This is a genomic window from Massilia eurypsychrophila (assembly GCF_002760655.1).
GTDB lineage: Bacteria > Pseudomonadota > Gammaproteobacteria > Burkholderiales > Burkholderiaceae_D > JAFCUW01.
The window spans coordinates 520935-532275 of the sequence record NZ_PDOC01000003.1; the positions used below are offsets into that span (position 1 = coordinate 520935).

Genomic DNA, 11341 nt, shown 5'->3' on the forward strand with positions numbered 1-11341 from the left:
AAGGAACATACCTTACTTTTCTCGAAAGCAGCGACATGAACACTCTCACGCAAAAGGCGCTTGCCGCCGCAGTTACCCTCGGCCTGGCGTTGGCTGGCGCAAGCGCGCAAGCCGGGGTGATCACCACTGTGTCGACTGGAAATAACGGCTTTACGGTAGCGACCACCGATTTGCTCGCTGGCCGTGCCGGCACCATCGTCGGCAACGTCAATTCGGAAGAAAGCCTGGCCACCGACACCAGCGGCGTCTCGCTCACCGATGGCGCATTTGGCCAGGTCAGCATCGACGGCCACACCAATCCGGGCATGATCCAGATCCATAACGGCGTCAGCATTACCTATTCGCTCGGCGCCAATGCGTCCGGTTACACCATCAACGCCATCAACAGCTACACCGGCTGGCGCGACGCCGGCCGCTACCAGCAGGACTACACCGTGCAATTCGCGTATGCCGGAACGCCGACGACCTTCGTCAATGCTTTCTCGGTAGCGCAGCATCCGAACAGCGGGACCAGCGCTTTCGTGTCGACCTTCGACAATACCGGCGGCTCGCTCGCATCGAACGTGGTCGGCGTGCGCTTTAACTTCGCCAATGTGCAGAACGGCTTTGTCGGCTACCGCGAACTGGACGTGATCGGCGCCGCCGCGGTGCCCGAGCCGGCATCGCTGATGCTGTTCGGCCTGGCCGCGGCGGGCCTGGTTGGCGCGCGTCGCCGCGCTGCCAAGCGAGCCTGACGAGATCCGCCGCTGCCGTCAGTGCGCGGCAGCGTACTACTCCGCCGCCGGCGTCCGTCGGTTGGCGATCCCGAACGGCACGTGCACCATCGGGATGGTGCCGCCGGGTGACGACTTCAGGTGCGTCAGCTGGTCGTCGAAGAAGATGTGCGGCTTGAACACCGACAGCACGCGCGCCTTGTCCATCCCGCCCAGGAAAAACGTTTCGTTGGCCGATACGCCCCAGCTTTTCAGTGTGGTGACGACGCGTTCGTGCGACGGCGCGCTGCGGGCGGTGATGATGGCGATGCGCAGCACCTTGCGGTAGCCGGGATCGCGCCGCTGCGCGCGTTCCTCCATGCGCTGCATCAGCGCCAGCTTCTGGAACATGTCGGCCAGCGGGCCTGGCGCATGCGGGCGGTCGACGTGCAGCGCCTCGTGCGCGTGAAACTGATCCAGTCCATCCTTCTTGAAGACGCTTTCGGCCTCGTCGTCGGCGATCACGCCGTCGAAGTCGAAGGCGACGCGCAGCTCGACGTCGTCATCGTCGTCGACGATTTTCGACGGTAGTACCAGGCCGGCCGGGTAGTTGGCGGCGATCGCGCTCTTGACGTCTTCCTCGTTCGCCGAGAGGAACAGCGACGTGTTAAAGGCCGGCAGATACGGGTAAGGCGCGGTGCCGGTCATGAAGGCGGCGCGCGAGATGTCGAGTCCATAGTGGGCGATCGAGCGCATCACGCGCAGCCCGGTCTCGGGCGAGTTGCGCGAAAAGAGCACAACTTCGACCGGCATCTGGCGCGGGAAGCACTTGTTAATGTTGAGGAAGCGGCGGATGAACGGAAAGGCGACGCCTTTGCCGAGGATGACGTCGATATTGCGTTCCTGGAAATTGCGGTATTCGTCCGGGCCGCTGTCCAGGTACACCTGGTGCGAGCCGGTGAGGTCGAACAGGGCGCTCGAGGCGACCCCGATCACCAGCTTGTTCTCGATCTGAAACGCCATCAGTGTTCCTCGTTGCTGAGTTTTTCGAAGATCGCCAGCGCCGCCGGATCGAGATGCTGGAGCACGAAGGGATCGTCGGGCGAGTACTTGCCGGCGTCGACCAGCACGCGCAGCATGCCGATGCGGTCGGCCTGGTCAAGGACGCGGGCAAGGGCGGGCGCATCTTGCGCGCCGGCCTGTTCGATCGCGTTCGATACTGTAACAGGGAACTCCCACAGGGCAGCGATGCGGGCCGACAGCAGCTGGGAGTCGGCCAGCAGCGCGGCGCAGAACTCGTCCGACTGGGGCAGCGCATCGCCGGTGTAGATCTGGTCGACCAGGCGGAATGCGACGATCAGCCCGACCTGGTGCAGCAGGCCGGCCAGGTAAGCCTCGAAGGGATTGGCGCCGTTGGCGGGAGCGAGCATGCTGGCGGCCAGCGCGCACGCTTCCGACTGGCGCCACACCTGGGGCGCAACCGTGTGCGCGAACTGGCCGGGCTGGTTGCTGATGATCGGGCGGAAGGCCACGCGCGCGAGCAGCATGCGCATGCCGTTCTGCCCGAGCAGCATGATGGCCCCTTCGATCGTCTTGATCGGCGCGGCGGGCCGGTAGTAAGGGCTGTTCGCCTCGCGGATCACTGCGGCCACCAACACCACGTCCTGCGCCAGCTGGCGCGATAGTTCGGCGCCGGAGACGCTGTCGTCGCGCAGGCTGCGCAGCAGTTGCGGGATCACCGCCGGTACCCGCGGCACCAGGTCGGACGCCGATTGAGGTGCTTCGACCAGGCGCTTGAATTCTTCGAGAATCAGCTTTTCGGTGGACGGCACGATGTCGTCGCGCGGCGGGCCGGCGAGCCAGCGATAGAACACGGTACGTACGTCTCCGTGCTGCTGCGCCGGCGCGGCGTATTGCGCGTGCACCGACGGCTGCGGCGCGGCCACGATCGGGGCGGCGGCAGTGCTGGCGGCGGCGGGACGAAACCATCGTGCAATCCAGTTGATCATTGGCGGGGCGGGCAGGATGCTAAATATGCATTTTACCCGACAAGCGCGCCGGGCATGATTGTCGTGCCGCCGGCGCTTCGACATGCGTTCGCGCAATGAACTAGCCGCATCCGGCGGTATATTTTCCTGTCGCGTGCCGTCATCGGCGCAGGAATATGCCAGCAAGTTCGTTCTTCGATCGATTCCGGATCCTGCTGTTAGCGGTACGCTACACGATCTGCGAAGCAGGCGACTTCGCCCGCTTCATCATGCGGCCGCACCGCGCCCGGGGCGCACCCTCGACCCGCAAGGAACGTATCAAACGCATCATCTTCTTCACGCTGGCGTGGCTGTTCGTCAGCCTTCCGCTGGCAGCTTTGCTCAATCAGCTTGAAGAGGCGGCCGGCATCGGCTACAAGACACCGCGCCTGACGGAAGACGTACTGGCCGGGGTCCTGGTGATCGGCGTGCTTGGACCGATGATCGAGGAACTGGTGTATCGGGCCGGCCTGCGCATGCCGGTGTTTTGCCTGATTCTGGTGCCGGTCGTCGCCGTGGCCACTGTCGCGCCGTCGATGACGGGAGCGGCCGTGAGCTCCTTCACCGCGCTGGCACTGTGGACCATCGCCATCGGGGCGCGCCGCCGCGCGGCTGCATCGGCGGGCGCCAGGATGCAGATGGCGAAAGCGTTCATCCACAGCTATCCCAAGGTCTTCAACCTGAACTGCTATCTGTTCGCGATCGCCCATGCCAGCACCTACCAGTTTGTCGGCATGCAGGCGCCGCTGATCTTCATCCTGGTGTTCCCACTGGCGATCGGCGCGGCCGTCATGGGCTATCTGCGCATCCGCGACGGCCTAGGCAGCAGCATCCTGGTGCACTGCCTGTACAACATGGCCGGGATAGGGGCAATTGCCTGGGCGACGCAGGTGTAAAAAAACGGGACCCTGCATCGCATGGTCCCGCTTTCGTTGTGTCAGTCTAACGGTCAGGCGTGAACACGTTTCGCATTCGTCGCGGCCCACCGATACACGGATGCCACGATGGTCGCGCCGAGGATCGTCGCCACCAGCATCAACTGCGTCTCGGACAGGCCGTTGGCGATCGCCAGCGGCTCGCCGGTGCCGGTCGAGACGATCAGGCCGGCCAGCGCCACGTTGAACAAGCTTTCGCCAACGATAAAGCCCGACATGATCAGCACGCCCATGCGCTTGGCCGGCTCGCCCCAGGTGCGCTTGCTGACCGCGCGCTCGAAGAAAAATCCGGCGAAGGCGCCGACCACCACCGGCAACGTGACAGTGCTCGGCAGGTAGATCGCCAGTCCCACGCCCAGCGGCGGCAGGCTGTACTTGTCATTGCTCGACTTTTTCAGCGCGAAGTTGATCAGCACGAGGATCAGGCCGATGATGGCGCCGTAGCCGAGCAGGTTCCACGGCAGGTCGTTGCCGATCACGCCCTTGGCCAAGGTCGAGATCAGGGTCGCCTGCGGCGCCGCCAGCGGGGTCGATGAAATCGCCTGCAGGTTCGGCGCGCCGGCGAAGCCGTTGGCGCGATTGAGCAGTTCCAGCACCGGCGGCACCACTGCCGAACCGGCGGCGACGCCGACCAGCAAGGCGACCTGCTGCTTCCATGGCGTCGCGCCAACCAGCTGGCCGGTCTTCAGGTCCTGCAGGTTGTCGTTACCGATGACCGCCACCGCCAGCACCACGGTGGTGACGAACAGCGCAAAAGCGATCAGCGCGTGCGCCACCTCAGGGCCCATCATGTGGCGCCCGGCCATGCCGACGCTGAGCGAGGCGCCGAGGATGGTGAGGATGGCAATGCCCGACACCGGCGAATTCGACGAGCCGATCAGGCCGGCCATGTAGCCGCACACCGCGGCGGCAAAAATACCGGCGATGAGGATGTAGCCGACGCCGATGGCGACCAGGGTCACCGACAGGCTGGCGAGTACGCCGCCTTGCAGGAACGTGGCAAGCAGCCAGCCGGCCGGCACCATCATGATCAGCGTGACCAGGCCGACGATGAAGATCGGGATGTCCTGTTCCTTGCGGTCGATGACGGCGCCCTCAAGTTTTGCGTGGCGGGCAGCGGCCATGGCCGACTGCAGGCCGCCAAGGACAGGCTTGGCCAGGCCGGCGAGGGTGACGATCGCGGCGAAGCCGATGGCGCCAGCGCCGATCAGGCGCACATCTGTTTTCCATACGCCGAGCGCGTGGTCGGCGGCCGACAGGGCCGGCGCCGGGTTCCACGTGGTGAGCATCGGCACCAGGATGCCCCAGGCGATGGCCAGGCCGACCAGCATCGCGATGCCGACCGTGATGCCCATCAGGTGGCCGGCGCCGATCAGCGCCAGCGAGCTCGATGCGCCGATGCCGGTGGCGCCCTGGCCGGTGCGGAAGTAGACGGCGACGTCGGCGGCCATCATCTTGGCGCCGGCGAGGGAGGCAAACAGCGCCGAGGCGACGCTGCCCCAGATCACCGCGCGCAGACCGGCCTTGCCTTCGGCGGCGCCGCTGCGCGACGACGTGCCCACTTTCAGCACTTCGGCCGCGGCCACGCCTTCCGGATAGGGCAGGTTCGATTGCGACACCAGGGCGCGCCGCAGCGGCACCGTGTACATCACGCCGAGAACGCCGCCGATGGCGCAGGCGCCGAAGGTCGGCCAGAACGGCACGTTGGCCCACCAGCCGATCATCAACAGGCCAGGCAGCACGAAGATCACCGACGCCAGGGTGCCGGCGGCCGAGGCGATGGTCTGGACGATGTTGTTTTCCTGGATCGTGGCGTCCTTGAAGGCGCTTAGCAGCGCCATCGAGATCACCGCGGCCGGGATCGAGGTGGCGAACGTGAGCCCGACCTTGAGCCCGAGATAGACCTGGGCTGCGGTGAAAATCAGGGTGATGAGCACGCCGAGCAGGATGCCCCGGATCGTGATTTCCTTTGGTCCAGCCAGTGACACCGTCGCCATGCGCAGCACTCCATGAAGGGTTATTTTTTGAAAAAGCGTCTTATCATAACCGCCACATCGCAAAATCCCAAGCGCCAAGCGCAGTCAATCTAGTTGTCGGGCATCTGCTGCTGCGGCGCCGCCGCATCCTGCGGCTCGACGGGCGTCGGCGGCGCCGCCGGCACATCGATCGACTTGAACTCCGTGGTATCGGCATATTCGGCGTAGATCCAGTCGTCGTCCTGGCGCAGCACGCCTTCCGGCGCGCGGCGCTCGAGTTCCGGGCGCTTGGCCAACGCGACGCGCATGTAGTCGATCCAGATCGGCATCGCCAGCGTGGCGCCGAACTCGCGTCCGCCGAGCGACTTGGGCTCGTCGAACCCCATCCACGCCACCGCCACCACGTTGGCGCCGTAACCGGCAAACCAGCCGTCCACCGCGTCGCTGGTGGTGCCGGTCTTGCCGGCGATGTCGCCGCGGCCGAGCTTTTGCGTGGCCGCCGCGCCGGTGCCGTAGCGGGTGACGTCGCGCAGCATGCTGTCGGTGACGAAAGCATTGCGCGCGTCGAGCACGCGGTTCTCTTCCTGGCCGGCGAGCGGCGCCTTGAACACGTCGATCGGCACGCCGCGCGCATCCTCGATCTTGCTGATCAGGTAAGGCTTGACCTGGAAGCCGCCGTTGGCGAATACGGCGTAGGCGCCGGCCATCTGCAGCGGCGTGACCGCGCCGGTGCCAAGCGCCATCGTCAGGTTCGTCGGATGGCGCGCCGGGTCGAAGCCGAACTTGCCGAGGTAGGCGTGCATGGCCGGCACCGTCACCGCGCGCAGCAGCCGCACCGATGCGATGTTTTTCGAGTGCGCCAGCGCGTAGCGCATCGTGATCGGGCCGTCGAACAGGCCGTCGTCGTTCTGCGGCGACCAGGTCCGGCCGGCGTCTTCGCCCGGCATGTCGAGCGGTGCGTCGAGGATGCGGGTGGCCGGCGAAAAGCCTTTTTCGAGCGACGACGAAAACAGGAAGGGCTTGATCGCCGAGCCGGGCTGGCGCCAGGCTTGCGTCACGTGGTTGAACTTGTGCAGGTTGAAGTCGAAACCGCCGACCAGCGCACGGTAGGCGCCGGTGCCGGCATCGATCGAGACGAAGGCGGCCGCCACCTGCGGCAGCTGGACGATGCTCCACTTCTGGTTTTCCTGGCTGACCCGGACAATGGCGCCAGGCGCGATGCGCACCGCGTTTTTCGCGCCGGCCGACAATCCGGCGGCGGCAAATTTGAGGCCGGCGCCGGTGATTTCGATGGTGGCGCCGTCCACCGTCTCGGCCCGCACCAGCCTGGGCGAGGCCGCCAGCACCACCGCCGGCAGCAGGCCGTCGCTCGAGCGGCGCTTTTGCAGCGCCTCGTCGATGGCGTCATTGCGCTGCTGCGGATCGGCCGGCAGGTCGATGACCGCTTCCGGGCCGCGGTAGCCGTGGCGCTGGTCGTACGCCAGCACATTGCGCCGCATCGACTGGTAAGCGGCGTCCTGGTCGGCCTTGACGATGGTGGTGGTGACGACGATGCCCCGGGTGTACGCCTCTTCCTTGAGCTGCGCATACACCACCTGGCGCGCCAGTTCGGCGACGTATTCGGCGTGGGTGCCGAACTCCCGGCCCTTCTGGTTGATGCGCAGCGGCTCGTCCTGCGCCTGGCGGTACTGTGCTTCGGTGATGTAATCGAGCTCGCGCATGCTTTTCAGGACCAGCTGCTGGCGCTGGCGCGCCCGCTTCGGATTGGCGACCGGGTTGTGGCGGGCCGGGTTCTGCGGCAGGCCGGCCAGCATCGCCATCTCGGCCACCGACAGGCTGGCAAGCGGCTTGCCGAAGTAGGTTTGCGACGCGCTGCCGAAGCCGTAGGCGCGCTGGCCGAGATAGATCTGGTTCATGTACAGCTCGAGAATCTCGTCTTTCGACAGCTTGCCCTCGATCTTGTAGGCCAGCGCTACCTCATTGAGCTTGCGGCCGATGAGCTTTTCGCGCGACAGGAAGAAATTGCGCGCCACCTGCATCGTGATGGTCGAGCCGCCCTGGCGAAAGCCGCCGCCGAGGTTCGACCTGACAGCGCCCATCGCGCGAATCCAGTCGATGCCGCCGTGTTCGTAAAAGCGCTTGTCCTCAATCGCCAGCACCGCCTTTTTCATCAGCGCCGGTACCTTGGCGATCGGGACGAAATCGCGGTGCTCCTCGCCGAACTCGCCGATCAGCACATGGTCTGCGGTGTAGATGCGCAGCGGGATCTTCGGCTGGTAGTCGGTGACGGCGTCGATCGATGGCACGTTCGGCAGCAGCGACGCCACGCCGTAGATGACGGCGCCGATGATCAGCAGGACGACGACGGCGGCCAGCAGGAAAAAACCGCGCGCCGTGCGGGGCCGCGTGTATGGTGATGTCAAGGTCTGCTCTCCAGGTAAGGCCATACCGGTAATGATGGCGATGCGCGGCTAATGATAAGCCGCTACCGGTTAAGCCAACCTTAAGCCATAGTACTGCCGCGCGCCTAGTGCAATCAGCAAAGGCGCGCGGGGCGATACTTTCGAGTCCTTGACGGGGTACCGGTCAGACGTACGCCAGGTCGTGCCGGCGGATCAGGGTGTCGAGCCACTCGTCGCTGTGGCCGAAGCGGTAACCGAGCCTGGTGGCGCGGCCGGTGTCGACCATCAACTGCGACGGGAAGTCGAACGGGCTCAATTGACCGGCAGGGGCGGCGTTCTGCACCGGGATCGTCTTGACCGGTTCGTCCAGCGCCATGCCGACGCGCTGGTACAGGTCGAAGGCCGACAGCGCGCCGTCGCAGGCCGCGTTGACCGGGCCCTTGAAGTCCTGCGCCCCGGTCCACAGCAGGAAGTCGCTGACCGACTGCATCGACATGAACGAAGAGGCGGCGGCCGCATTCGAGTAGCGCAGCGGCGCCTGCTGGCGCACCAGGTCGACGTAGTGCGCGAGCCGGCCGGTGAAGTCTTCGGCGCCGGCCAGCACGTGGCCGATCCGCACCGTCACCACCGGCAGCGTGCCGTCGCGGTACAGGTAGGCTTCGGCCTGCAGTTTGCCCATCACGTAGCTTTCACAGGCCAGCCGCGCGTCATGCCATGGGTAGCTCGTGTCGATCGGCTGCGCCAGCACCCTGGCCGCCGCTTCGGCGAAAGGCGCATCCTGACTGCCCAGCAGCGGGCGGTAGACGTCGATGGTCGAGGACATGATGTAGCGTTTGACCTTGCCGGCAAAGACGCGCGCCGAAATGGCCGCGTCCACGGGGCTGTAGCACAACTGGTCATAAATGATGTCGTAGCCGGCCACGTTGGCGAAGGCGGCGCGCATGGCGGCTTCGTTCTGGCGGTCGACGCGGATACGCGCGATGCGGTTGCCGAATGGGTCGGACGTGCGGCCGCGGGTGGCGATGGTAACGCAGTGGCCGGCCTGGAGCAGGCGCTGGACCAGCAGTTTGCCGAAATAGCGGGTGCCGCCGATAACCAATATATTCTTGCGCATGGCGTTTCCTTGTCGAATCGGTTATATTTTCCTCCCGGCGCACAGAACCATCAAACGAGAAAAATTAAGCCCATGAGCAAGAAAAACTTACGCATGACGCCGGCATGAAGCCCTTGCGCAGTCTCTCCGGGCTGATCGACTTTGAATGCGCGGCGCGCTGGGGCAGTTTCAAGCTGGCCGCACAGGAGCTGCACAAGACGCCGGCGGCGATCAGCCAGCAGGTCAAGCACCTCGAGGAGACGGTCGGCTTCGCGCTGTTCATCCGCCATGCGCGCCACGTCGCGCTGACCGAGAAAGGCCACGAGCTGGCGATTACCGTGCGGCGCATGCTGGGCGACTTGCGTGCCAAGATCGGCGCGCTGCAGGAAGGCGACGAGGAATCGATCCTGCGCATATCGACCACCCATTCGTTCGCCATCAAGTGGCTGGTGCCGCGCATGCACCGCTTCACCAAGCTCTATCCGGAGCTCGATATCCGCATCGATTCGAACGACGCGCCGGCCAACCTGGAAGACGACAGCACCGACGTGGCGGTGCGCTACGGACCGGTGTCCGATGGCGACCCGGCGTTGCTGTTTCGCGAGCGGCTCATCGCCGTCTACAGCCCGCACCTGCTGGCGCCCGGCCAGGCCGACCTGACCCTGGCCGACCTGCCGAATTTTCCGCTGCTGTACGAGAAGACGCCGGAATCGTGGCTGCAGCTGCTTAACGAGAACAAGGCGCTGAAAGGTAAATACGATTTCTCGCGCGGCTACAGCCATTGGGGCGTGCTGGCGCAGGCGGCGGTGGCCGGGCAGGGCATTGCGCTGGTGGCGTACGGGATCGCGTTCCAGGACATCCTGAAGGGGTCGCTCAGGCAGATCAACTGCAAGAGCGCGCCGTTCGGCAGCGGCTACCGCTTCATGGTCAACCCGAACAAGGCGAGCATGACCAAGGTGCAGCGCTTTCGCGCCTGGCTGGTGGCCGAGATGGACGACATGCGGCTTGCCGGCGAGCCCATCGCCTAGAAAACGCTGGTGTCAGGTCTGACATCCGGACAAATGTCCGAATGTCAGACCTGACACCAGGACCAAGCGGAGATGGATCGGCATAGGGGACGGCCCAGATGGGCCGTTCCCCTGCCACACCACCCGGCATGCGGGTCCGCACCGGGCGGTTCGAGTAGTTGAGGTCAAGACAGACGAGGTACCCCCATTCGGTCGAAATACGCGATAGTCATCACTGTTTTCAGTAGTTTGTCGCTGTTGCGCCACCAGCTGCGGCTGTTACCCGCAACTTGCTTTGCCACCGATGGTGCAGCCCCAAGTTTGAGCAACTCCCGATACATGGTTGTTCCGCGTTTCCAGTGCTTGAGCTGGATAGCCCGCAGCCTGTGACGCAGCCATTCATCGAGTCTGCGCCAAACCTTTGGGGTTTGCGCCAACTGGAAGTACACACTCCATCCCAGCATATAGGAACGGAGTCGTTCCACCGTTTCCGCCATGCTGCGCCCGCCGGAACGGCGGGTCAGCTCACGGATGCGCTGTTTGAACGTGTCCAGCGCCTTGTCGGCGACTTTGCGTTTGACTTCGCGTCCCGCTCCCACCCACAGGCTGTAACCAAGGAACTTGCGGCCGAAGACGCTCGCCACTGCGCTTTTGGTTTCGTTGACCACGAGGTGCAACTTGGCATAGCAACGCCGTAGCAGCGCCATCGCCCGCTCCCCCGCCCGCACGCTACGAACATAGATGTTCGCATCGTCGGCGTAACGCGCAAAGTGATGGCCGCGCCGTTCCAGTTCCTTGTCCACTTCGTCGAGCATCACGTTGGCCAGCAGCGGGCTCAAGGGACCACCTTGCGGCGTTCCCTCGTCCCGCGACTGCACCACGCCGCCATCCATGATGCCGCTGTTCAGATAGGCACGGACCAATCGGATCACTCCGGCATCGTCAATGCGTTTCCGTAGACGGTCGATCAGGATGTCGTGGTTGACCCGGTCGAAGAATTTCGACAGGTCAACGTCCACCACGACTCTCAAACCAGACTGGACATACGTTTGAGCGGCTAGTACCGCGTCCTGCGCACGCCTGCCCGGACGGAAACCATAACTGTGCTCGCTAAATGTGGGATCAAGAATTGGTTGCAGCACTTGGAGCAGTGCTTGCTGGATCAGCCGATCCGTCACCGTCGGGATGCCAAGCTCGCGCTCGCCACCG

At 64.9% G+C, this 11341-nt stretch carries 9 protein-coding genes; 3 read left to right on the forward strand and 6 right to left on the reverse strand.

Annotated features, from left to right (window positions below):
- The first annotated feature begins 35 nt into the window (after window positions 1-35).
- Window positions 36-734 carry a PEP-CTERM sorting domain-containing protein gene (locus tag CR105_RS08040; protein WP_180288126.1) on the forward strand — a complete coding sequence of 233 codons (699 nt, stop codon included), beginning with the start codon at window positions 36-38 and terminating at the stop codon, window positions 732-734.
- A 36-nt stretch (window positions 735-770) separates the two neighbouring features.
- Here CR105_RS08040 and CR105_RS08045 read toward each other — a convergent pair whose 3' ends face one another.
- Both CR105_RS08045 and CR105_RS08050 read right to left on the reverse strand, forming a co-directional pair.
- Window positions 771-1715, reverse strand: coding sequence for a 5'-nucleotidase (locus CR105_RS08045; protein WP_099787895.1), 945 nt, complete (start codon window positions 1713-1715; stop codon window positions 771-773).
- Window positions 1715-2701 (reverse strand): HDOD domain-containing protein, encoded by a 987-nt coding sequence (locus tag CR105_RS08050; RefSeq protein ID WP_099787896.1) that lies wholly within the window; start codon window positions 2699-2701, stop codon window positions 1715-1717. The genes CR105_RS08045 and CR105_RS08050 overlap by 1 nt, the downstream gene beginning before the upstream one ends.
- Window positions 2702-2856: 155 nt before the next feature.
- Between CR105_RS08050 and CR105_RS08055 the strand changes: the two genes are divergently transcribed.
- Window positions 2857-3615: a CPBP family glutamic-type intramembrane protease gene (locus tag CR105_RS08055; protein WP_099787897.1), complete on the forward strand. Its 759-nt coding sequence runs from the start codon at window positions 2857-2859 to the stop codon at window positions 3613-3615.
- 53 nt (window positions 3616-3668) lie between these two features.
- On the opposite strand, the gene CR105_RS08060 is transcribed toward CR105_RS08055, so the two are convergent.
- The 3 genes from CR105_RS08060 to CR105_RS08070 form a co-directional block, all read right to left on the reverse strand.
- On the reverse strand, window positions 3669-5651 hold the full coding sequence (locus CR105_RS08060) for an OPT family oligopeptide transporter (protein ID WP_099787946.1): 1983 nt from the start codon (window positions 5649-5651) through the stop codon (window positions 3669-3671).
- Window positions 5652-5740: 89 nt separating this feature from the next.
- Complete coding sequence (locus tag CR105_RS08065; protein WP_099787898.1) at window positions 5741-8077, reverse strand: penicillin-binding protein 1A; 2337 nt, start codon at window positions 8075-8077, stop codon at window positions 5741-5743.
- A 139-nt stretch (window positions 8078-8216) separates the two neighbouring features.
- The gene (locus tag CR105_RS08070; protein WP_099787899.1) at window positions 8217-9146 is read right to left on the reverse strand and encodes an NAD-dependent epimerase/dehydratase family protein; all 930 of its coding nucleotides are present in this window, start codon (window positions 9144-9146) and stop codon (window positions 8217-8219) included.
- A 104-nt stretch (window positions 9147-9250) separates the two neighbouring features.
- Here CR105_RS08070 and CR105_RS08075 point away from each other — a divergent pair, with 104 nt between their 5' ends.
- The gene (locus CR105_RS08075) at window positions 9251-10153 is read left to right on the forward strand and encodes a LysR substrate-binding domain-containing protein (RefSeq protein ID WP_099787900.1); all 903 of its coding nucleotides are present in this window, start codon (window positions 9251-9253) and stop codon (window positions 10151-10153) included.
- A 164-nt stretch (window positions 10154-10317) separates the two neighbouring features.
- Here the strand turns inward: CR105_RS08075 and ltrA are convergent.
- A partial coding sequence (ltrA, locus tag CR105_RS08080; protein ID WP_099787947.1) for a group II intron reverse transcriptase/maturase occupies window positions 10318-11341 on the reverse strand: 1024 nt, incomplete at its 5' end.

Excerpts from the sequence above, each read along its gene's own strand:
- CR105_RS08040 (WP_180288126.1), top strand. The coding sequence starts at position 36 with ATGAACACTCTCACGCAAAAGGCGCTTGCCGCCGCAGTTACCCTCGGC.
- CR105_RS08045 (WP_099787895.1), bottom strand. The coding sequence starts at position 1,715 with ATGGCGTTTCAGATCGAGAACAAGCTGGTGATCGGGGTCGCCTCGAGC.
- CR105_RS08050 (WP_099787896.1), bottom strand. The coding sequence starts at position 2,701 with ATGATCAACTGGATTGCACGATGGTTTCGTCCCGCCGCCGCCAGCACT.
- CR105_RS08055 (WP_099787897.1), top strand. The coding sequence starts at position 2,857 with ATGCCAGCAAGTTCGTTCTTCGATCGATTCCGGATCCTGCTGTTAGCG.
- CR105_RS08060 (WP_099787946.1), bottom strand. The coding sequence starts at position 5,651 with ATGGCGACGGTGTCACTGGCTGGACCAAAGGAAATCACGATCCGGGGC.
- CR105_RS08065 (WP_099787898.1), bottom strand. The coding sequence starts at position 8,077 with ATGGCCTTACCTGGAGAGCAGACCTTGACATCACCATACACGCGGCCC.
- CR105_RS08070 (WP_099787899.1), bottom strand. The coding sequence starts at position 9,146 with ATGCGCAAGAATATATTGGTTATCGGCGGCACCCGCTATTTCGGCAAA.
- CR105_RS08075 (WP_099787900.1), top strand. The coding sequence starts at position 9,251 with ATGAAGCCCTTGCGCAGTCTCTCCGGGCTGATCGACTTTGAATGCGCG.